Here is a 20602-nt window from a genome sequence, read left to right on the forward strand (position 1 = left end):
GAGCAGGCCCGCCCCTTTGGGTTTAAGGCATCAGCACGGCGCGGCGGGCGTCGCCGAGAATATCGACGCCGTTGAGCACGAACTTCTGGGTGCGTACGTCGATGTCGATCACCGGGATACCGTTTTCCAGGCGGTTGTAGGTGCGGCAGGACAGTTCCAGGGTAGTGGTGGGCTTCTCGCCCATTTTCAGCGCAGTCTCGGCCAGGCTTTTCAGCTTGCCGCCGACGGTGTGATAGGTGAAGTAAGTCTTGCCATCCTGATCCTGGCCGGCTTCGCGCACGTTCAGCAGAATGTCGTCGCCCAGGCGCACACCCAGGGCCAGCATGACTTCCGGGCCTGCACCTTGCAGCTCCAACGTGGCGTTGAGCACTTTGGCGCTCTTGGCCATTTCCTCGGCGATGAATCGCCCGCCGGTCATGGGCTCCATATCGAAATCAATCTTCGGCGGCGTGAAGGAGTTGACCGTCGCGGACAACGGCAGGCCTTGAAGGGTGGCCGCAATGGCCTGTCTTACACGGTTGGTAAACATTAGAGAACGTCCTCCAGGAACTGCTCGATGATTTCATCGCGGGCGTTGAGTTGATAAATCATGTGTTCGTTCGGCGCGTAGCGGCCGTAGTCGATGACGATGAACCAGGTGCCGTTCTTGTACTTCTCGACACTGTTGAGTTCCGGGTGCAGGTAAACGCTGCCGCCAGGGATGGTTTCGTCGGCGACCAGGGTCTGCAGCCAGTCGTTGATGCGCTTGACCTCCTGGTCCATGAAGGACTTGGTGAGGTTCTTGGCCATGGCTTTCTGACCGGCCTTGACCAGCTTGCGGCTGATGGCATCTTCCAGGCCGACGTAGCTGATGAACTTGCCGGTAATGGAACGGTTACCCAGCAGCGAGAAACCGCCGAGGATAGTGCGGGCGTAGTAGCTCACGCCGTAACGGTTGAGCAGGTCGCCTTCGGTGGAGGTATCGAGGATGTTGTACTCGACCACGCGGGAAACGTCTTCGGCGAAGGTCACCTGATTACCAGGGCTTTCCCATTGCTTGACCTTGGCCAATGCGGCAATGGCCAGGGACGATGGCGACAGGAACACATTTTTCTTCGCGGCCTTGGAGTACACCGACGGCATGTTGTGTACCAGCAGGCAACGGTCGAAGCCGAGGTCGGCACCGCCCAGTTCGCCACTGTAGGTCACTTGGTCGGCGACGGACGCGTCCTTGCCATCCAGCACCACGCGGGCCTTGATGCGTTTGCCGAAGGCGGCGAACTCGCCAGCCACGGCCTTGGTGCCGGTAAAGCCAGGCGCGCCGATGATGGTCAGGTCTTCCGGCACGCTACTCAGGGCCGCCAGACCCAGCTTGCGCCCGGTGATGGGGTCGTTGCCGCCGATCACATTGTTGACGGTGTCGGCCGGGGTTGCGCCCTCCTCCACGATCACCACATAGACCGGCACCTTCACCACCTTGAGGATCTGGTACACCGCGTGAAACAACGTGCCCGATTCAGTACCGGTAGGGTCCAGCAGCGCCTGAGTGGTAAAGCTGTTGATACGGAACGGGGCGTTTTTCGGGATCGACGCATGGGCGTTCGGCGCGGTGCCGACCAGACCGATAACGTTATCGCCCAGGCCACCCATGGCCTCGGGGGATTCGGTGGCATTCACGGTGATGCCGTTATGCTCGAAGTTCAAAACCTCAGCCATGATTAGTCAGCCTTCTTGGGGGTGGAGTTAAGGACGCTGGTCAGTTCCAGGCGGCCGGCGGTGCGCAGGGCAGATGCTTCGACGTCGAGCAGTTCCAGCTCCTCGCCGACGGTGGACCAATGGCCACCTCCGGTGGGGAATGGGATGAGGACGGTGTAGGTTTGTCGGTTGTGCATAGGTGGAATTCTCCGGGTGAGAAACGCCAAAGCCCCTGCGGAGAGGGGCTTTGGGCGGGCGTAAAAAAACCGCTTTAGCGGTGCGTTCAGATACGTTCGGGCAATGGATAAAGGGCCTTGATTTCGGCCACCTTGTCACGCCAAGCCTTTTCTTTTTCGGGGGTTTCGTCGTATTGCCACTCAAGGAAAAGGGGGTCTGCTTCAGTCTCGTACAATGTACGACGTGCAGAGATGACACCGTCCAATTTCGCGCTGTTTTCAGCTTGCTGACACAGTTCCTCTGCTCGGGTTTCGTCAAGCCCCAGCGCTACCAAGGTTGGGCGATCCGCCGGAACATTAATGAGCGTTTCACCGGAGGCAAGCAGCAGTTTTTTAATAGACCCAACCATGTTTATGCTCCCTTCACCGCGTAGCGCAGATCATTATCCAGTGTGTAAGCCAACCTGCTTTCCGGGTAGGTTTCTCCGAGCTCGGGTGCAGTGATGGCGAAAGGTTTGACCTTCCAGGAAATTTCATACTCAGGCGTCACTGCTTGGCTCAGTTCAACTTCGGCATCTGAACGACTGAACTTCACAGGCTCTTCAAAGCTTTTGGTGACGATATACGTCAGCCCGCCACGCAAGTAGCAGCCAGACTCCTGGGGAGAAGAGACCAATGCACCTACGGTCTGGTTAAGCCAGATTGGCTTCAGCCCGGTAACCGGACGAACGTAAGACAGCATCCCGAATTGGGCACGGCGTACGGTCTCCCGATAAGTCTGAGAGATTCGTTTGATAGTCAGGAAATTTGCGTCCCCGTTCCATGGGATCCCACAGCCTTCTATCTGAAGGTTCAGACCTGCAACATGTGACTCGAAATTGTTATTGAACGGATTGAGGTTGGCGTCCAAAGCGTAGTTTCTCGAGATAATAATCTCCGACATCCCTTTTTCGTTACCGGGCATACGCCACCAGACCGGATAAAAGATATTGGTGGACAACCCCGTAAGATCGATCGTTTGCGTATAAGACGCACGGCCATTGATATCCTTGGCCTGTACACTATTGCGCCATGCCGTGAATTGAGCCGATGCGACCTCAACACGCGCATCGATTTTGCCAATCTGATTAGTCACGGTATCCGTGAGTTTGTTACAAGCATCCACAACTTTCGTAATCGTCGCTTCAATTCCCATCATCAACTCCCTGTCAATTTTCGTCTTTCCAGCACTTTTGCAAGCACTCTTACTTCGCTTCGAGATGCATAACCCTGAACATCAAGTCCACATGTCGCGACATGTTGTCCACCGAAGCCGCCGCCAAAATCGCGATCTCTTCGGCCAGCAACACATTCAGGTTTTCACTGCCCACCACAATCGTCACGCTATCCGCCGGCAACGGCGAAATATCCAGCGTGAACTTTTGCAGCACCCGCGCCGCCGCCGCCTTATACGTCAGCAACTTCCCCGCGACGGAATACACCGCCAGCAACGTCCCGCTGGCGAGGTAGAAACCGAACTCGCCAATTTCATACTCGGCCTCGCCATCGAACAGCGCGGCCATCCTGAGTTGGCGGTCGCCGAGGTCTTCGTAATCGACGATGGCAACCCGCTGACGCTCGTCCCGCAAGGCCACTTCCGTGCCGTCCGGGTTGTAGCGGCCGGTGCCGGCGCCGATGTGGGTGATTTCGCCTTTCAGGCCCTGGTTCTTTGCCTGCAGCACTTCATCCAAACCTTTGGAGGTGAAGCGCACCAGGCGCGTAATGTCATCTGTCATGGCTGCGCCCTGAGGTCGTAGTCGTTAATGGTGTAGTGCTGGGCGACCCCTGCACTGTTAATTCGAGCAACCAGCGCCAATTCCGGCAGTGCGCCGTCCAGATACAACTCACCGTCGCTCAATGGGGCATCGAGTACCTGCGTGAGCGCGAGCTGACCTTCGGTCTCATGAACAACTGTGATCGTCGCCCGATCCCGCTCACTCTGCGCCGCATTGATGCGGCGGATCAGCCGGTTATGGTCACCGCTGGACCAAGTGCGCCCGATGATCGCCTGGACGTCGAAGGTGTAAGGCACACCCAGCGGGCGCTGTTGATACCAGGCGCTGATGTTGGGGGTGAAACCCAGCGACTCCACCGCGTAGCTCAAGGCCTTGGGCGTGCCCGCCTGGCGTTGGATCTGCCAGGACAGGGCCACGGTGAGGCGTTTTTCGGTTTCGCTGGCGTCGGCATCCCACTCACTGACGCCACGGTCGGCCGCCAGGTAGGGCAGGAATTGGGTGGGGGTTTGCAGCGGGTTCATCAACGCCGGAAACGGCGGCATGACCCGGTCGAGCAACTGCCCGAACCCCAGGTCCAAGGCTTTTTCCAGCGGTGAACTGTTGGCCGGCAACAGGCTTGCTTTGGGTTCCTCACTCATAGCGTGCGCACCTCCACCTCAACGCCCGTGCAATACGGGGCCTGGAACGCGGTGCTGATAATCGGCTGCAAGGGTTCGAGGATTTGCAGTTGCGCCGCGCCCGCACTGTGGATCGCGTAGTCGATCCAGCTCGGGTCCACTCGCCCTTCCAGGCGATGGCAGGAGTCGGCATAGGTTTGCAGCAGTTTCTGGGCGGCGACTTGGGTGAGCCCGGAGTCAGGGCCTGCATTGATCTTGGCCACCACACGAATTTTGTAGGGTTGAATCTGTGCCCCCTGCACGCTGACCAGGTCTGTCTCCGGTCGCACATCGGGCCGTGCGAAATGGCGTCGCACACCGTCGAGCAAATCGGTGGATGGCGTGCCGTCACCTTCCCGCGAAAGCACCGTGACCATCACTTCGCCCGGCGCGGTGCGGCGGGCGTTGCCGTCCTTGACCTGGGCGGCATAGCCGTCCGGGTCGAAGGTGTAGCTGACGGTCACCACGCCCGGTGTCGCACTTTGTACCTTCACCGCAGGGCGTTCACCCAGGGTGAAGACCTCGCGGCGATACTGCATCCGCGAGCCCGCCGCAGGAGCGTGGGGTGCCAGGTAGTAGCGCAGTCGAGCGTCGTCGTCGCTTTCCAGAGTCGGCGGCACCGGCGGGAAAGCCGCGGGGTCGCCCGGGTCGAGCACTTGGCGTTCCAGGCCCATGTCGGCCAGGCGGGCATCCAGGTTACTGCCGGTAGCCCACCACGCCAGCATCTGCTTGATGCGGGCGTTGTATTTGCGTTCGTGAGTCTGCAGGCGCACGCAAAACGCTTCCAGGGCCAGGGTCAGCAGCTCGCTTTCGTTGTCGAGGCTGACCTTGAGTTTGGCCGCGCTTTGCGGCGCTCGGGTGGCGACGTAGTCGACGACAAACGCCTTGAATTCGGCCAGCAGCGGTTCGAACTCATCCACCGCAATGATGGCCGGCTCCGCCAGTTGATTCTGGCCTGGGATCAGCATGCTCATGTCACGACCTCGAAGGTTTGTTGGCGGTTTTTCCAGGTGCCGGCGAACCGCAGTAGCAGGCCGGCGCCCTGGCGGGTGGCGACGATGACCTGGGGTTGAAAGTCGCCAATGCCGTTCTGGGTGTTGTAGAACGCCTGGGCAGCATGGCTTTGCGCGAGGATCAGCAAGTCATCGCCAAGGTTCTGGCCCAGCAGTTGCGGGATCATCGAGCCGTACAGCGGGCGCTTCTGACGAGTGCCCAGGGGGGTGGTCAGCGCTCGGGTGGCGCGCTGCACGAATTGCAGCCAGTCATCGACGGCTGCCCCGGTGTTGCGATCGATGCCGATCATGGGATGTCCTTATCACGGGCTGATGACCCGACCTTGATGGTCCACCAACGGGCCGCTGAAGTGCGCGCCGCCGGCATCCAGCACCAGGCGGGTACCACCGATTTGCAGGATGATGCCTTGGGCGTTGAGGGTCAGGCCGGCAGCGCCGACCTTGACGTCGACGTGCTCGCGCGAACCGCTGAACATGGTGGGGCCGTTGACCCAGTTGAAGGTGTGGCTGGCGTCGTCGTAATCGCTTTGGGTGCCGTCTTGATGGCGCCGCCGGGTCAATGTCGCCAGGCTCGAAACCGGCGGGAAGCGATCACTGTTCAAACCGAACAAGGCCACGGACTGCCCGCCACCTTCACCGCCGCCATAGTTGAACAACAGGCATTGTTCGCCCACGGACGGGATGCGGGTCTCGGTCTGCGCGCCGGCACTGGGGTTGAAAAAGCGGATCGCCGGAGTGAGCAACTCACCGTGGCTGACCTTGCAGGTATGACTGGCAGCGTCGACCTCCTGGCACACGCCGATGCGACAGAAGCTTTCGGCGCGACGATAAAGGTCTTCGAGCTGGGCTTCCATTTCCGCCAGGCGCTCGACAATCGGCCCCAGTTGCATGCGTAACAGCGCGTCGAACATGGGCTACTCCGACAGGGGTTTGTATTGAGCGGGGTCGTCAATGTTCGTGACGTCCCAGGTGCAGGCAAACAGCGGCTGGCCTGTGGGATCGTTGAGCAACACAGGCCCGATATAGAGGGTTTGGGTGAAAGAAACCGTCCAGGTGTCATAGTCCATCCCTGCGCCAGCCCGCAACGTGGGAGCAGCGACGATAGTCGTCGGCAGATCACACTGTGGTTGGGGCAGGTTCCAGCGGTTATCCAGCACCAAATCCATGAGCTGGCTGGCAAGGTCGCAGGCGTCAAACGGCAAGGCGCCTGGCGCGACCATGGTCTTGAGCGAAATCGCCAAGGCGTGCGCCTTGCGCCCTTCGCGGGAGCGGATGCCCGGGCCGTTGCCCTCGACCGTGATCATCACGCCGGTTTCGCCCCCTGTGCCCTGGAAGTCCTGATGACTGCCGACCTTCAAATTCGGGAACGCAGCGTGCAGCGCCTCGCCGATGGCCTGGGGCAGTTGAGATGGCTTTTCAATAAGCGTCATTTAAGTAGCGTCCTTGCAGCGGTTACTGCGGGTCCTGGCGAGAACTTTCATTGACCCCGATGCGCTTGGCTGCCCACCGTTCATAAAGGCCGATGGCAACATCGGCACCGGCCATGGCGGTCAAGCACCCAATGGCGCCGGCGGTCCAGATCGACATGCCGGCGGCGTAGCACAGCATCAGCGCCGAAACCCCGCACACCATGCAGGCTCCAGAGCGCAGGGCGAGCCGGCGGATCAGCGACCAACCACGGGCGCCCTCCTTGTCTGCACGCCACATTTCGCCGGATACCCCGCCGATCACTGCCAATACGATGACCAGCCAGATAGGCATTTCCGCTAACGCTTGCTGTTCATTTGTCATGTCACGCCTCCTGGCTGAGCACTAGATAGTCCGTTTTTCATTTACACATGCTTCGATAGGTAGGCATTCCAAAAAGCCCGGTCGCCCGGGCTTTTCAGTAATGATGTCCTCGAACTTTCGGCGCTACTGGCGCGGTACGGTTCTTTCCTCAATGTTTTTCCGACCACGATCCCTGTCTGCCGGATAACTGCTTTTGGTGCTTTACGCTGCACACCCGGGTCAGTTGCCAACCCTCTGAACCGTTATTAGGCCGGTTCATCGCTGCCTGTTTTGTGCTTCCTGTCAAGAAAGCCGGTTGAAACTAAAGAGCGTCGGCATCCTTGCCGGTGTTGCCTGGCATCCCTGCCATCGCTTCGATGGCGTCCTTGCCGATGTTGCGTGCCTTCCTTGTCTTCCCTGGCAGCATCCTTGCTGCCTCCACCAAGCCTTGTTGGCTGGCTTGAGATAAAGAATATGCATGTATGCATATACAGTCAATGCGTAAATGCATTTATTTTTGCACTGGAAATGCGCATGTGCATTTTCGGCCTTGTGGACAAAGGGTTTGGCGATTTTCTATGGGCGAAAAAAAGCCCGCACAATGGCGGGCTGTGTCTTACGCATGAGGGTTAACGGGCGTACATGCCCCACCAGAACACATGGCCGAGGATGCTGATCTGCTCATCCTGGATATCCTGGAAGCTGTAGTCCTCGTCCGGGTGCTCATCACGGTTGAAACTGCGCAGGCGAATTCCGGAAGGCAGGCGGTAGAGCTGCTTCACGCGCAACTGGCCATTGTGATTGATGGCATACAGATCGCCATCGACGATATCGCCAATGCCGCTCTTGCCCGCATTCACCCCTACCGTGGCGCCGTCGCGCAGCACCGGCAACATGCTGTTGCCACGCACCGTCACACACTTGGCCTGGTCGAACTGCACACCGTTATGTCGCAGGCTGCGCTTGCCGAAACGCAGGCTGGCCTTCTCGCTTTCCTCGATGACGAATCTTCCTGATCCAGCAGCCAATTCAACCTCGCGCAGAAAGGGGATCGACACCTCGTCATCATTAACGGGCGTGTCGTCATCCCACAGGCTTATGTCCTTGAGTTCCGAATGCATCGGGTCGCGCCCTTCATCCCGCTGCGCACCCACTGCCGCGCGCCCGCGCAGGTAATCGGTGCCCACGCGAAAGTACTCGGCGATGCGGGAAATGTGCTTGTCAGACGGGTCAACGATCTTGCCGCTGAGGATCCGAGACAACGTGGATTGAGGCACGCCGGTACGCCGGTGAAGCTCCGTGGGGGAGATCCGGTCGCGGTCCAGCAGCTCTCTTAAGACGATAGAAACGTTGCGTTTTTGCATAGCGCGGATATTGACGGGAGTTTTGAGGGTTGGCAAATGCTAATTTGCATATTTTATGCATTTGCCATGCCTTTTGTCTGCCCACTTATGACCTGCGAAGCGCCAACCTCGCGTGTTAACCTTGCGGCCATTGCAAAATCAGCCGGGCCAGTGCCCCATCTTTGCCCCACCACTTTCAACGAATTTGCCAACTATCTGATGAGTAAGAACACTTCCGATCTGTCCTCCCACACCCCGATGATGCAGCAGTACTGGCGCCTGAAGAACCAGCACCCTGATCAGTTGATGTTCTATCGCATGGGCGACTTCTACGAGATCTTCTATGAAGACGCAAAGAAGGCCGCCAAGCTGCTGGACATCACCCTGACCGCACGCGGGCAGTCGGCGGGGCAGTCGATTCCGATGTGTGGGATTCCTTACCATTCGTTGGAAGGTTACCTGGTCAAATTGGTGAAGCTGGGCGAATCGGTGGTGATCTGTGAGCAGATCGGCGATCCGGCGACCAGCAAAGGCCCAGTCGAGCGCCAAGTGGTGCGGATCATCACGCCGGGAACGGTGAGTGATGAGGCGTTGCTGGATGAGCGGCGCGACAACCTGATCGCGGCGGTGCTGGGCGATGAGCGCTTGTTCGGTCTTTCCGTTTTGGATATCACCAGCGGCAACTTCAGCGTGCAGGAGATCAAGGGTTGGGAAAACCTGCTGGCGGAGTTGGAGCGCATCAATCCGGTGGAGCTGTTGATCCCGGATGATTGGCCGAAGGATTTGCCTGCAGAAAAACGCCGTGGGACCAAACGTCGTGCGCCGTGGGATTTCGAACGCGATTCGGCGCTGAAAAGTCTGTGCCAGCAGTTCTCGGTGCAAGACCTCAAAGGCTTCGGCTGCGAGACCCTGACCCTGGCGATCGGCGCCGCCGGTTGCTTGCTCAGCTATGCCAAGGAAACCCAGCGCACCGCCCTGCCCCATTTGCGCAGCCTGCGTCATGAGCGCCTGGACGACACCGTGGTGCTGGATGGCGCCAGCCGTCGAAACCTGGAGCTGGATACCAACCTGGCCGGTGGGCGCGACAACACGTTGCAATCAGTCGTGGACCGTTGCCAGACCGCGATGGGCAGCCGTTTGCTGACGCGCTGGTTGAACCGTCCGCTGCGCGACCTCGGCGTGCTGCAAGCCCGTCAGTCCTCCATTACTTGCCTGCTGGATGGCTATCGCTTTGAAAAGCTGCAGCCGCAACTGAAGGAAATCGGCGATATCGAGCGCATCCTGGCGCGCATCGGCCTGCGCAACGCGCGGCCCCGTGACCTCGCGCGCCTGCGCGATGCCCTCGGCGCGTTGCCGCAACTGCAAGTGGCGATGACCGAACTGGACACGCCGCATCTGCAACAACTTGCCGTCACCGCAGGCACTTATCCGGATCTCGCGGCCCTGCTGGAAAAAGCCATTATCGATAATCCGCCGGCGATCATCCGTGACGGCGGCGTGCTCAAAACCGGTTACGACACAGAGCTGGACGAGCTGCAGTCGCTGAGCGAGAACGCCGGGCAGTTCCTGATTGATCTGGAAGCCCGTGAAAAAGCCCGTACGGGCCTGGCCAACCTGAAGGTCGGCTACAACCGCGTGCACGGCTACTTTATCGAGCTGCCGAGCAAGCAGGCCGAGTCGGCCCCGATCGACTATCAGCGGCGCCAGACCCTCAAGGGTGCCGAGCGCTTTATCACGCCGGAGCTCAAAGAGTTTGAAGACAAGGCCCTGTCGGCCAAAAGCCGTGCCCTGGCTCGGGAAAAGATGCTCTATGAAGCCTTGCTCGAAGACCTGATCAGCCGTCTGGCACCGCTGCAAGACACCGCCGCCGCCCTGGCCGAACTGGATGTGTTGAGCAACCTGGCCGAACGCGCACTGAACCTTGACCTGAATTGCCCGCGCTTCGTCAGCGAGCCGTGCATGCGGATCGTCCAGGGACGTCACCCGGTGGTGGAACAAGTGTTGACCACCCCGTTCGTGGCCAATGACCTGTCGCTGGACGACAATACCCGCATGCTGGTGATCACCGGTCCGAACATGGGCGGTAAATCCACCTACATGCGCCAGACCGCATTGATTGTGTTGCTGGCGCACATCGGCAGTTTTGTACCGGCAGCCAGTTGCGAGCTGTCGCTGGTGGACCGCATTTTCACGCGGATCGGTTCCAGCGACGACCTGGCCGGTGGCCGCTCGACCTTTATGGTGGAAATGAGCGAAACCGCCAATATTCTGCACAACGCCACCGAGCGCAGCCTGGTGCTGATGGACGAAGTCGGTCGCGGCACCAGCACTTTCGACGGCCTGTCCCTGGCGTGGGCGGCGGCTGAACGCCTGGCGCACCTGCGTGCCTATACGCTGTTCGCCACCCACTACTTCGAACTGACCGTATTGCCGGAAAGCGAGCCGCTGGTCGCCAACGTGCACCTCAACGCCACTGAGCACAACGAGCGCATCGTGTTCCTGCACCATGTGCTGCCAGGCCCGGCCAGCCAGAGTTACGGCCTGGCTGTGGCCCAGTTGGCTGGCGTGCCCAACGATGTGATCACCCGCGCCCGTGAACACCTCAGCCGCCTTGAAACCACGGCCCTGCCCCACGAAACCGTGGTAGCAAACCCGGCCAAGGCGCCCCGCAAGCCCAGTGCGCCGCATCAGAGCGATATGTTCGCCAGCCTGCCTCATCCGGTGCTGGATGAGTTGGCTAAACTTGATGTGGACGACTTGACGCCGCGAAAAGCGCTCGAAATGTTATATGCACTGAAGACTCGGATATAACGCAGACGCTTGCAAGCTGGTAGACTCTCGCGCGGTTTGGGATGCTGCAGGCTCTTAGCCTGGCCTGCAGACTATCGCTCCCGAACCTCGCGAGCCCTGCCACAAAGGGTTTCGCTGCCGCCGCCTGAGGAGAAAATTAGAAATGACCTTCGTCGTCACCGACAACTGCATCAAGTGCAAGTACACCGACTGCGTAGAAGTGTGTCCGGTGGACTGCTTTTACGAAGGCCCGAACTTCCTGGTCATCCACCCGGATGAGTGCATCGACTGCGCCCTGTGTGAACCGGAATGCCCGGCCGTCGCGATTTTCTCCGAGGACGAAGTCCCGGCAGAGATGCAGGAATTCATTCAGCTGAACGTCGAGCTGGCGGAAATCTGGCCGAACATCACCGAACGCAAAGACCCGATGCCGGATGCAGCGGAGTGGGATGGTAAAAAAGGCAAGATTGCAGACCTCGAACGCTGATAGCGTCGTCGCGTCGCCCCACCCAAAAAGGCCCCTTGCGGGCCTTTTTGCGTTTCTGGGTGAGCCGTTGCTTTTCTACAGGCAAAAAAAAGGGGCGGTTTGACCCGCCCACATTTTTTCCCTAGTCCCTGTATTCCTTTTCATCATCCTGATGAATCGCATCCTGCGACGTTCCTTTAAACCATCGTTCCTTGATGGCCGTGTCAATCCGTGGACACGGGGCTGATGTTAGAGAGTTCCAAAGGAAGTTCAACGGGATGCGTCCAGCCACTGCGCCAACGACCACCACCAAAACTCGATAAATAATTCTTATATTTCAAACAATTAGAAAAATCTCTCGACGATTCGAGGCGCCCGTGCAGGGCAAAAAAACCAAACACTTACGAAAAAGTAAGCGAATGCTTACACCCGCAATTGCGTAAAAGCGCGAGCGCGCCTCATTGTCTATCTCGCAGGCAAGAAAAAGCCCCGACAGTGTCGAGGCTTCTTTCCCTGCTACCCGCTCAGTCTTCGCTGACGGTAATCGTCGGCATTGCTGGCGCGACGGCCTCCTGCAAGACAATCCGTGCGCCCACATGGCGCGCCAGCTCTTGATAGATCATGGCGATCTGGCTGTCCGGCTCAGCCATCACAGTAGGCTTGCCACCATCGGCCTGCTCACGAATCAGCATCGACAGGGGCAACGAGGCCAGCAATTCGACACCGTACTGGGTCGCCAGCTTCTCGCCTCCGCCTTCACCAAACAGGTGCTCGGCATGCCCGCAGTTGGAACAGATGTGCACCGCCATGTTTTCCACGACACCGAGTACCGGGATGTTGACCTTGCGGAACATCTCCACACCTTTCTTCGCGTCGAGCAGCGCCAGGTCCTGGGGCGTGGTCACGATCACCGAGCCGGCCACCGGGACCTTCTGCGCCAGGGTCAGCTGGATGTCACCGGTACCCGGCGGCATGTCGATCACCAGGTAATCCAGGTCGCCCCAGGCGGTCTGGGTGACCAATTGCAGCAGCGCACCGGACACCATCGGCCCGCGCCAGACCATCGGCGTGTTGTCATCGGTGAGAAAAGCCATGGACATCACTTCCACGCCCAAGGACTCGATAGGCACAAACCACTTCTGATCCTTCACTTTGGGGCGCGTACCTTCGGCGATACCGAACATCACACCCTGGCTCGGGCCGTAGATATCCGCATCGAGAATGCCCACCCGCGCGCCTTCGCGGGCCAGGGCCAGGGCCAGGTTGGCCGCCGTGGTCGATTTACCCACGCCGCCCTTGCCGGAGGCCACCGCCACCACGTTCTTGACGTTGGCCAGCCCCGGAATTTGTGCCTGGGCCTTGTGCGGGGCAATCACGCACTGGATGTCGACCTTGGCGGAACCGACGCCGTCGAGGCCCTCGATGGCCATTTGCAACATCTGCGCCCAGCCGCTTTTGAACAGGCCGGCGGCATAGCCCAACTCCAGCTGGACCGACACCTGGTCGCCCTGAACCTCGATGGCCCGCACACAACCGGCACTGACCGGGTCCTGGTTCAAATAGGGGTCGGTGTACTGGCGAAGAACGGCTTCCACCGCTGCGCGATTGACGGCGCTCATGGGCTACTCCCGAAAAAGACTGACTGAAACAGGCGGCTATCCTAACCGTTCCCGTCGCCCAACGGCATGCGTTTCGAACGCCGGGATGATTTTGAAACAACGCCACGGGGTGAAATATATTTCCCGGCGCTTTATAGTGGCCGACCTCCGTTTCATCAAGTAGCCGAGCCCCATGTCCGAGCCACGCAAGATCCTCGTCACCAGCGCCCTGCCCTATGCCAATGGTTCCATCCATCTCGGCCATATGCTTGAGTACATCCAGACCGATATGTGGGTGCGCTTCCAGAAGCATCGCGGCAATCAATGCATTTATGTCTGCGCGGACGACGCCCACGGTTCGGCCATCATGTTGCGCGCCGAAAAAGAAGGGATCACGCCAGAACAACTGATCGCCAATGTGCAGGCTGAACACAGCGCCGACTTTGCCGAGTTCCTGGTGGATTTCGACAACTTCCACTCGACCCACTCCGAAGAAAACCGCGAGCTGTCGAGCCAGATCTACCTGCGGCTCAAGGATGCCGGGCACATCGACCAGCGTTCGGTCACCCAGTATTTCGACCCGGAAAAGAAAATGTTCCTGGCCGACCGCTTCATCAAGGGCACCTGCCCTAAATGCGGCTCCGAAGACCAATACGGCGACAACTGTGAGAAATGCGGTGCCACCTACGCACCCACCGACCTGAAAGATCCGAAGTCGGCCATCTCCGGCGCCACCCCGGTACTGAAGGACTCCCAGCACTTCTTCTTCAAGCTCCCGGATTTCCAGCAGATGCTGCAAGCCTGGACCCGCAGCGGCACCCTGCAGGACGCCGTGGCCAACAAACTGTCCGAGTGGCTCGACAGCGGCCTGCAACAGTGGGACATCTCCCGCGATGCGCCGTACTTCGGTTTCGAGATCCCGGGCGAACCTGGCAAGTACTTCTATGTATGGCTGGATGCGCCGATCGGCTACATGGCCAGCTTCAAGAACCTGTGCGACCGCACCCCGGCGCTGGACTTCGACGCGTTCTGGGGCAAGGACTCCACCGCCGAGCTGTATCACTTCATCGGCAAGGACATCGTCAACTTCCACGCACTGTTCTGGCCGGCGATGCTTGAAGGTTCGGGCTACCGCAAGCCGACCGGCATTGCCGTACACGGCTACCTGACGGTCAACGGCCAGAAGATGTCCAAGTCCCGTGGCACCTTCATCAAGGCGCGCACGTACTTGGACCATCTGTCGCCGGAATATCTGCGTTATTACTACGCCTCCAAGCTGGGCCGTGGCGTCGACGACCTGGACCTGAACCTGGAAGACTTCGTACAGAAGGTCAACTCGGACCTGGTCGGCAAGGTGGTCAACATCGCCAGCCGTTGCGCCGGCTTTATCCACAAGGGCAACGCCGGCCTGCTGGTCGCCGAAAACGCCGCGCCGGAGCTGACCGAAGCCTTCACGGCCGCTGCGCCAAGCATCGCCGACGCCTATGAAGCCCGCGACTTTGCCCGCGCCATGCGCGAAATCATGGGCCTGGCCGACCGAGCCAACGCCTGGATCGCCGACAAGGCACCGTGGTCGCTGAACAAGCAGGAAGGCAAGCAGGCTGAAGTGCAGGCGATCTGCGCCACGGGCGTCAACCTGTTCCGCCAATTGGTGATCTTCCTCAAGCCGGTACTGCCACTGCTGGCCGCCGACGCCGAAGCGTTCCTGAACGTCGCGCCGTTGACCTGGAACGATCACGCCACCTTGCTCGGCAACCATCAGTTGAATGAGTTCAAGCCACTGATGACCCGCATCGACCCGGCCAAAGTCCAGGCCATGACCGACGCTTCGAAAGAAGACCTGACTGCCAGCCAGACCGACACCGGCGAGTCCGCTACGACCGGCAATGGAGAGCTGGCCAAGGACCCGATTTCTCCGGAAATCGAGTTTGACGCCTTTGCGGCCGTGGACCTGCGTGTTGCACTGATCGTCAAGGCCGAAGCAGTAGAGGGTGCCGACAAGCTGCTGCGCCTGACCTTGGACATTGGTGACGAGCGACGCAATGTCTTCTCCGGGATCAAGAGCGCGTATCCGGACCCGTCCAAACTCGACGGGCGCCTGACCATGATGATCGCCAACCTCAAGCCACGGAAGATGAAGTTCGGCATTTCCGAAGGCATGGTGATGGCGGCAGGCCCTGGCGGCGAAGAAATCTACCTGCTCAGCCCGGACAGCGGCGCAAAGCCGGGCCAACGCATCAAATAACCGGCTGTGTAGTGAGCGGGCTTGCCCCGCGCTGGGTGGCGCAGCCGCCCCAATAAGGACGTCGCAGTAGTTTCAGAAACACCAAGGCGCCTGGATTTGGGGAGGCTTCGCCCCAATAAGGACGCCGCAGTAGTTTCAGAAACACCAAGACGCCTGGATTTGGGGCGGCTGCGCCACCCAGCGCGGGGCAAGCCCGCTCACTACAAGCCCTGTTTGTTCAACTGGCATGCCAATGGTCACGAACCTGATTCAACGTATCGACGCGCTGCTGCCGCAGACCCAATGCGGCAAGTGCGGGCATCCGGGCTGCAAGCCTTATGCTGAGGGTATCGCCCTTGGTGAGGCGATCAACAAGTGCCCTCCCGGTGGGGAGGAAACCATCGCCGGCCTGGCGCAATTGCTGAAAGTGCCGATTCTGGCGCTGGATACCAGCCGAGGAGAAGCCCCGGCCCAAGTCGCCTACATCCGAGAAGCCGAATGCATCGGTTGCACCAAGTGCATCCAGGCATGCCCGGTGGACGCGATTGTCGGAGCCGCCAAGTTGATGCATACCGTTATCATCGATGAGTGCACAGGTTGCGACCTTTGTGTCGCGCCCTGCCCGGTCGATTGCATTGAGATGCGCCCAGCGACCTCTGTGTTGCCGATTGTGGGTGGCCTGGCAGCTAATGACCACCAGCACCATGAACGCGGCCTCAAGCGCGACCGGGCACGACGGCGCTTCGAGCAGCGTAATGCCCGCCTGCAACGCGAAGAAGCGCGCAAGCTCGACGAACGCCTGGCACGGGCCAAGCGCTCGGCGCCGGTTATGCCCATGCCGACCGATTCAGCCCAGGACGCTGCGGTCAAAAAAGCCAAAATCACGGTCGCAATGAGTCGCGCTCAGTTGCACAAATCCTTGAAAGCTTTTGGTCACCCACCGACCTTTGAGCAACAGTCGCAACTGATCGTGCTGCAACAGCAGTTCGAAGCGGCGGAGCAGGCCCTCGTGGCCCTGGAGGTCCCCAGCCCGACAGCGCTGCCGAGTCAAAAAGACCCAGCGCTCAAGCGCGCAAAAATCCAACTGGCAATGCGTCGCGCCGAACTGAAAAAAGCCCAGGACCTGAACGCTGACCAACAGCAATTGGCAACCTTGAGCGCAGCGCTGGTCAGCGCCGAGCAAGCCTTGCATGACGCTGAGAATGACAGCGAGCAACCCAGGCCCGACTTGCAGCGCGTAGAAAAACGCCCCATCGACGCAGAACTGCGCCAGTTGAAAACCGCCTTGGCCTATGCCCGGGCCGAGGTCAGCAAGTTACAACGCCAACCTGGCTGCAGCGCGACTGAGCTGGACGCCGCACAGCACAAGCTGGACGAGGCACAGCGCCAAGTGAACGCGCGTACCGGCGCGTAAGCCGCGACAGACGCTGCCGGGTGTGCGGATGATGGTTTATCCTGCACGACCCGGCCCCCCACCTTTGAACACTATGCTGCCCGCTTGCAAGGAAACGCCCGCCCCATGAACGCTGCCAAACGCCTGGAAATTTTCCGCAGGTTTCACGAAGACAATCCCGAACCCAAAACCGAGCTGGCCTACTCGTCGCCGTTCGAGTTGTTGATTGCGGTGATCCTTTCGGCTCAGTCCACAGACGTTGGCGTCAACAAGGCCACGGCCAAACTGTATCCGGTGGCCAATACACCGGAGGCCATTTACGCCTTGGGCGTGGACGGTTTGTCGGAATACATCAAGACCATCGGCTTGTACAACAGCAAGGCCAAGAACGTCATTGAGACCTGCCGCCTGCTGATTGAACTGCATGGCAGTGAAGTGCCGCAAACCCGTGAAGCGCTGGAAGCGCTCCCCGGTGTGGGCCGAAAAACCGCTAACGTCGTACTCAATACGGCATTCCGGCAACTGACCATGGCGGTGGACACGCATATCTTCCGCGTCAGCAACCGTACCGGGATTGCTCGCGGCAAAAACGTGGTGGAGGTGGAAAAACAATTGATGAAGTTCGTGCCCAAGCCGTATTTGCTCGATTCCCACCACTGGCTGATCCTGCACGGGCGATATGTCTGCCAGGCCCGCAAACCACGCTGCGGGAGCTGCCGCATCGAAGACCTGTGCGAATACAAGGACAAGACGTCCGACGATTGAGTGATCATTAGTTTTTGCAATCAATCGATTGAAAAAATCTTTTTTACCCGATCATGGATTATCGTTATAAGGAGCGCCAACGGCAGTCTTAGCCTGGAGTTAACCTTATGAGCACTGGCAAAGAACAACTGGATGTAGAAGACGACCTCATTGCAGAGGCGGATGACGAAGGAGATGCCCCTGTTGTAGAGGTGGCCAAGACCAATTTGAGCAAACGCCGCACTATCGACAATCTTCTGGAAGAGCGACGCTTGCAAAAACAGCTGGCCGATTACGACTTCGATCTCTGATCGACTCGTGAACGACCGGAAGCCTCCCTGACGGAGGCTTTTTTGCCGGTATACGAATGCCGGAGCGGTGGAATGTCTTAACTCATACCAGCCCGTTGCGCTGGGCCAGTTCAATCAGGTCGACGAGGGAGCGGGCATTGAGCTTGAGTAACAAACGGGTCTTATAGGTGCTGACGGTCTTGTTGCTCAGGAACATACCGTCGGCAATCTCCTTGTTGGTCTTGCCCCGGGCCAGTTGCTGCAGCACCATCATCTCTCGCCCCGACAAGCGCTCGACCATGTCAGCTTCACTGGCGTTGCCCATGGTGGAGCGCACCGAATTAAGCGCCTGGTTCGGAAAATAGCTGTAGCCGGAAAGCACCGCCTTGATGGCACTCAACAACTCGGTCAGGTCCTGCTGCTTGCACACATAACCGGCCGCCCCAGCCTGCATGCAGCGCATGGAAAAATGCCCCGGGGCCTGGGATGTCAGTACCAACACCTTGAACGGTGCAGGTTGTTTGGTTGAAGCCAGCCGGCAGATGACTTCCAGCCCATCGAGCTTGGGAATTCCGATGTCCAGTATGACAATGTCCGGCGTATGTTCCCGTGCAAGTTGCAAGGCATCGACACCGTTATCAGTCTCGGCAACGACCTCATAACCATGACGTTCCATCAGCATGCGCACAGCAAGACGAATGACGGGATGATCATCCACGATCAGCACTTTATTCATGAGAAAGTCCAATTTCGCTGTTCGAATTATTTAGAGCAAGCACAATAGCCTAGTCGTTTCATAGTTGGCATAGCGTTACCCCCCGAGCAACAGCAAGCAGAGACCCAACCCACAACGATATAAGAATTAACCTACAAAAAACCAACAACTTGGATGTGTCGAGTTTTATATGACCTTTCAGACCTTTCCGGGCTTTTACATATTTTGAGTGAAATCTCCAGCGGGTATGGGGCATGCGGTAAACGTGGCGCACACACCTTTCAGCAAATGCCCCTTGCCTCTTGCCTGTACACGGGAAAGCCGGCATAAAAAAATCGACTGCTTTAGTTCCATTTAACATATTTTCTTACACCCAAAATTCCTACAGACGTTTCAGCGCCAAATGGCTTCGCTGTACTTTTGTGAGTGAATTTCCTGTAAGGCTAGTTCCTGTTCAGGTGTAAAAAATTCATTCCCCCTACAAAATTCAATTATCCCTGGAGCAAATCAAACGAAATAAAAATCGCCAACTACAAAACTATCAACAGGCGTTTATAACTTTAAACACTTCACTCCGGTTAAAAATAACAGGCAAAAAAAATGGCCCCTTGAGCAAGGGGCCATTTTCACTGCGGGCGAATCACTCAGAACAACGAGCGACCTTTGTTGGCCGCGATGCGCATGCGCAATGCGTTCAACTTGATAAAGCCTGCCGCGTCCGCCTGGTTGTAGGCGCCGCCATCTTCTTCGAAAGTGGCGATGTTCGCGTCGAACAACGACTCATCGGACTTGCGACCGGTGACGATCACATTGCCCTTGTACAGCTTCAGGCGCACAACGCCGTTCACGTGGACCTGGGAAGCGTCGATCATCTGTTGCAGCATCAGACGCTCAGGGCTCCACCAATAGCCGGTGTAGATCAGGCTGGCGTACTTGGGCATCAACTCATCTTTGAGGTGTGCCACTTCACGGTCCAGGGTGATGGACTCGATGGCACGGTGAGCGCGCAGCATGATGGTGCCGCCTGGGGTTTCGTAGCAGCCGCGGGACTTCATGCCCACGTAACGGTTCTCAACGATGTCGAGACGACCGATACCGTGCTCACCGCCGATACGGTTCAGGGTCGCCAGTACGGTGGCCGGGGTCATTTCGACGCCGTCCAGCGCGACGATGTCGCCGTTGCGGTAAGTCAGTTCCAGGTACTGCGGTTTGTCGGGTGCGTTCTCCGGGGAGACGGTCCAACGCCACATGTCTTCCTCGTGCTCGGTCCAGGTGTCTTCCAACACGCCGCCTTCGTAGGAGATGTGCAGCAGGTTGGCGTCCATCGAGTACGGGGATTTCTTCTTGCCGTGACGCTCGATCGGGATTGCGTGCTTTTCAGCGTAATCCATCAGCTTTTCACGGGACAGCAGGTCCCATTCGCGCCAAGGTGCAATCACTTTTACGCCGGGCTTGAGCGCATAGGCGCCCAGTTCAAAACGGACCTGGTCGTTGCCCTTGCCGGTGGCGCCATGGGAAATGGCGTCGGCGCCGGTTTCATTGGCGATTTCGATCAGACGCTTGGCGATGAGCGGACGCGCGATTGAAGTACCCAGCAGGTACTCGCCTTCGTAGACGGTGTTGGCGCGAAACATCGGGAAGACGAAATCGCGGACGAATTCTTCGCGCAGGTCGTCAATGTAGATCTCTTTCACGCCCATGGCTTGCGCCTTGGCACGTGCAGGTTCGACCTCTTCGCCCTGACCCAGGTCAGCGGTGAAGGTCACCACTTCACAGTTATAAGTATCCTGCAGCCACTTGAGGATCACCGAAGTGTCCAGGCCGCCGGAATACGCGAGAACGACCTTGTTTACGTCGGCCATGCCATCACTCCACGGGGTTGTACGGAAAGGCGTCGATTCTACCGACCAAAACCGTGAATTTACAGAGGCGCGACAGCAAATGAAGATAAAGCGACAGATTATGTCGAGCGGGC

The 20602-nt window shown here is 58.7% G+C and carries 21 protein-coding genes and 1 pseudogene; 6 read left to right on the top strand and 16 right to left on the bottom strand.

Going from position 1 to position 20602, the window contains the following annotated elements; all coding sequences use genetic code 11:
• Nucleotides 1-22: 22 nt before the first annotated feature.
• From ACQRBT_RS03390 to ACQRBT_RS03450, 13 genes are all read right to left on the bottom strand, one after another.
• Complete coding sequence (locus ACQRBT_RS03390; protein WP_060753970.1) at nt 23-529, bottom strand: phage major tail tube protein; 507 nt, start codon at nt 527-529, stop codon at nt 23-25.
• Nucleotides 529-1695 carry a hypothetical protein gene (locus tag ACQRBT_RS03395; protein ID WP_060753969.1) on the bottom strand — a complete coding sequence of 389 codons (1167 nt, stop codon included), beginning with the start codon at nt 1693-1695 and terminating at the stop codon, nt 529-531. Before ACQRBT_RS03395 ends, ACQRBT_RS03390 begins: the two co-directional genes overlap by 1 nt.
• 2 nt (nt 1696-1697) lie before the next feature.
• On the bottom strand, nt 1698-1871 hold the full coding sequence (locus ACQRBT_RS03400; RefSeq protein WP_162843515.1) for a hypothetical protein: 174 nt from the start codon (nt 1869-1871) through the stop codon (nt 1698-1700).
• A gap of 86 nt (nt 1872-1957) precedes the next feature.
• Nucleotides 1958-2260, bottom strand: coding sequence for a hypothetical protein (locus ACQRBT_RS03405; protein WP_104995653.1), 303 nt, complete (start codon nt 2258-2260; stop codon nt 1958-1960).
• A gap of 2 nt (nt 2261-2262) precedes the next feature.
• Entirely contained in the window at nt 2263-3045 is a 783-nt protein-coding gene (locus tag ACQRBT_RS03410) for a phage tail protein (protein WP_104995652.1), read from the bottom strand.
• Between the two features lie 49 nt (nt 3046-3094).
• Nucleotides 3095-3625, bottom strand: a complete 531-nt coding sequence (locus ACQRBT_RS03415) for a hypothetical protein (protein ID WP_104995651.1) — start codon at nt 3623-3625, stop codon at nt 3095-3097.
• A complete protein-coding gene (locus ACQRBT_RS03420; protein ID WP_161549900.1) occupies nt 3622-4263 on the bottom strand; it encodes a phage tail protein I in 642 nt (213 codons plus the stop codon). Before ACQRBT_RS03420 ends, ACQRBT_RS03415 begins: the two co-directional genes overlap by 4 nt.
• Nucleotides 4260-5255: a baseplate J/gp47 family protein gene (locus ACQRBT_RS03425; protein WP_060753965.1), complete on the bottom strand. Its 996-nt coding sequence runs from the start codon at nt 5253-5255 to the stop codon at nt 4260-4262. Before ACQRBT_RS03425 ends, ACQRBT_RS03420 begins: the two co-directional genes overlap by 4 nt.
• The gene (locus tag ACQRBT_RS03430) at nt 5252-5584 is read right to left on the bottom strand and encodes a hypothetical protein (RefSeq protein WP_060753964.1); all 333 of its coding nucleotides are present in this window, start codon (nt 5582-5584) and stop codon (nt 5252-5254) included. Before ACQRBT_RS03430 ends, ACQRBT_RS03425 begins: the two co-directional genes overlap by 4 nt.
• 12 nt (nt 5585-5596) lie before the next feature.
• Nucleotides 5597-6205: a phage baseplate assembly protein V gene (locus tag ACQRBT_RS03435; protein ID WP_412046695.1), complete on the bottom strand. Its 609-nt coding sequence runs from the start codon at nt 6203-6205 to the stop codon at nt 5597-5599.
• 3 nt (nt 6206-6208) lie between these two features.
• Nucleotides 6209-6724 carry a hypothetical protein gene (locus ACQRBT_RS03440; protein WP_412046696.1) on the bottom strand — a complete coding sequence of 172 codons (516 nt, stop codon included), beginning with the start codon at nt 6722-6724 and terminating at the stop codon, nt 6209-6211.
• Nucleotides 6725-6746: 22 nt separating this feature from the next.
• Nucleotides 6747-7085, bottom strand: coding sequence for a phage holin family protein (locus tag ACQRBT_RS03445; RefSeq protein ID WP_090366475.1), 339 nt, complete (start codon nt 7083-7085; stop codon nt 6747-6749).
• 608 nt (nt 7086-7693) lie between these two features.
• Nucleotides 7694-8437, bottom strand: a complete 744-nt coding sequence (locus ACQRBT_RS03450) for a LexA family transcriptional regulator (RefSeq protein WP_174554046.1) — start codon at nt 8435-8437, stop codon at nt 7694-7696.
• Nucleotides 8438-8626: 189 nt separating this feature from the next.
• On the opposite strand from ACQRBT_RS03450, the gene mutS reads away from it, so the two are divergent.
• On the top strand, nt 8627-11218 hold the full coding sequence (mutS, locus tag ACQRBT_RS03455) for a DNA mismatch repair protein MutS (RefSeq protein ID WP_412046697.1): 2592 nt from the start codon (nt 8627-8629) through the stop codon (nt 11216-11218).
• Between the two features lie 142 nt (nt 11219-11360).
• Complete coding sequence (gene fdxA, locus ACQRBT_RS03460) at nt 11361-11684, top strand: ferredoxin FdxA (RefSeq protein WP_003208688.1); 324 nt, start codon at nt 11361-11363, stop codon at nt 11682-11684.
• 503 nt (nt 11685-12187) lie between these two features.
• Here fdxA and apbC read toward each other — a convergent pair.
• Nucleotides 12188-13282, bottom strand: coding sequence for an iron-sulfur cluster carrier protein ApbC (gene apbC / locus ACQRBT_RS03465; RefSeq protein WP_412046698.1), 1095 nt, complete (start codon nt 13280-13282; stop codon nt 12188-12190).
• A gap of 172 nt (nt 13283-13454) precedes the next feature.
• Here apbC and metG point away from each other — a divergent pair, with 172 nt between their 5' ends.
• From metG to ACQRBT_RS03485, 4 genes and pseudogenes are all read left to right on the top strand, one after another.
• Complete coding sequence (gene metG / locus ACQRBT_RS03470) at nt 13455-15506, top strand: methionine--tRNA ligase (protein ID WP_060753957.1); 2052 nt, start codon at nt 13455-13457, stop codon at nt 15504-15506.
• Nucleotides 15507-15756: 250 nt separating this feature from the next.
• A pseudogene (gene rsxB / locus ACQRBT_RS03475) lies at nt 15757-16131 on the top strand (electron transport complex subunit RsxB); the annotation flags it as partial.
• Between the two features lie 873 nt (nt 16132-17004).
• Nucleotides 17005-17643 (top strand): endonuclease III, encoded by a 639-nt coding sequence (gene nth, locus ACQRBT_RS03480; protein WP_060753955.1) that lies wholly within the window; start codon nt 17005-17007, stop codon nt 17641-17643.
• Nucleotides 17644-17750: 107 nt separating this feature from the next.
• The gene (locus ACQRBT_RS03485) at nt 17751-17933 is read left to right on the top strand and encodes a PA3496 family putative envelope integrity protein (protein ID WP_060753954.1); all 183 of its coding nucleotides are present in this window, start codon (nt 17751-17753) and stop codon (nt 17931-17933) included.
• 82 nt (nt 17934-18015) lie between these two features.
• On the opposite strand, the gene ACQRBT_RS03490 is transcribed toward ACQRBT_RS03485, so the two are convergent.
• Together ACQRBT_RS03490 and ACQRBT_RS03495 are read right to left on the bottom strand one after the other, a co-directional pair.
• Nucleotides 18016-18648 carry a response regulator transcription factor gene (locus ACQRBT_RS03490; protein WP_060753953.1) on the bottom strand — a complete coding sequence of 211 codons (633 nt, stop codon included), beginning with the start codon at nt 18646-18648 and terminating at the stop codon, nt 18016-18018.
• 623 nt (nt 18649-19271) lie between these two features.
• On the bottom strand, nt 19272-20489 hold the full coding sequence (locus ACQRBT_RS03495; RefSeq protein WP_025856870.1) for an argininosuccinate synthase: 1218 nt from the start codon (nt 20487-20489) through the stop codon (nt 19272-19274).
• Nucleotides 20490-20602: the final 113 nt, after the last annotated feature.

This window comes from Pseudomonas sp. R19M (genome assembly GCF_050312585.1).
Classification (GTDB): domain Bacteria; phylum Pseudomonadota; class Gammaproteobacteria; order Pseudomonadales; family Pseudomonadaceae; genus Aquipseudomonas; species Aquipseudomonas palleroniana.

Bases quoted from the DNA above. Each gene is read 5' to 3' on its own strand.
- ACQRBT_RS03390 (WP_060753970.1), bottom strand. From the start codon at position 529: ATGTTTACCAACCGTGTAAGACAGGCCATTGCGGCCACCCTTCAAGGC.
- ACQRBT_RS03395 (WP_060753969.1), bottom strand. From the start codon at position 1,695: ATGGCTGAGGTTTTGAACTTCGAGCATAACGGCATCACCGTGAATGCC.
- ACQRBT_RS03400 (WP_162843515.1), bottom strand. From the start codon at position 1,871: ATGCACAACCGACAAACCTACACCGTCCTCATCCCATTCCCCACCGGA.
- ACQRBT_RS03405 (WP_104995653.1), bottom strand. From the start codon at position 2,260: ATGGTTGGGTCTATTAAAAAACTGCTGCTTGCCTCCGGTGAAACGCTC.
- ACQRBT_RS03410 (WP_104995652.1), bottom strand. From the start codon at position 3,045: ATGGGAATTGAAGCGACGATTACGAAAGTTGTGGATGCTTGTAACAAA.
- ACQRBT_RS03415 (WP_104995651.1), bottom strand. From the start codon at position 3,625: ATGACAGATGACATTACGCGCCTGGTGCGCTTCACCTCCAAAGGTTTG.
- ACQRBT_RS03420 (WP_161549900.1), bottom strand. From the start codon at position 4,263: ATGAGTGAGGAACCCAAAGCAAGCCTGTTGCCGGCCAACAGTTCACCG.
- ACQRBT_RS03425 (WP_060753965.1), bottom strand. From the start codon at position 5,255: ATGAGCATGCTGATCCCAGGCCAGAATCAACTGGCGGAGCCGGCCATC.
- ACQRBT_RS03430 (WP_060753964.1), bottom strand. From the start codon at position 5,584: ATGATCGGCATCGATCGCAACACCGGGGCAGCCGTCGATGACTGGCTG.
- ACQRBT_RS03435 (WP_412046695.1), bottom strand. From the start codon at position 6,205: ATGTTCGACGCGCTGTTACGCATGCAACTGGGGCCGATTGTCGAGCGC.
- ACQRBT_RS03440 (WP_412046696.1), bottom strand. From the start codon at position 6,724: ATGACGCTTATTGAAAAGCCATCTCAACTGCCCCAGGCCATCGGCGAG.
- ACQRBT_RS03445 (WP_090366475.1), bottom strand. From the start codon at position 7,085: ATGACAAATGAACAGCAAGCGTTAGCGGAAATGCCTATCTGGCTGGTC.
- mutS (WP_412046697.1), top strand. From the start codon at position 8,627: ATGAGTAAGAACACTTCCGATCTGTCCTCCCACACCCCGATGATGCAG.
- fdxA (WP_003208688.1), top strand. From the start codon at position 11,361: ATGACCTTCGTCGTCACCGACAACTGCATCAAGTGCAAGTACACCGAC.
- apbC (WP_412046698.1), bottom strand. From the start codon at position 13,282: ATGAGCGCCGTCAATCGCGCAGCGGTGGAAGCCGTTCTTCGCCAGTAC.
- metG (WP_060753957.1), top strand. From the start codon at position 13,455: ATGTCCGAGCCACGCAAGATCCTCGTCACCAGCGCCCTGCCCTATGCC.
- nth (WP_060753955.1), top strand. From the start codon at position 17,005: ATGAACGCTGCCAAACGCCTGGAAATTTTCCGCAGGTTTCACGAAGAC.
- ACQRBT_RS03485 (WP_060753954.1), top strand. From the start codon at position 17,751: ATGAGCACTGGCAAAGAACAACTGGATGTAGAAGACGACCTCATTGCA.
- ACQRBT_RS03490 (WP_060753953.1), bottom strand. From the start codon at position 18,648: ATGAATAAAGTGCTGATCGTGGATGATCATCCCGTCATTCGTCTTGCT.
- ACQRBT_RS03495 (WP_025856870.1), bottom strand. From the start codon at position 20,489: ATGGCCGACGTAAACAAGGTCGTTCTCGCGTATTCCGGCGGCCTGGAC.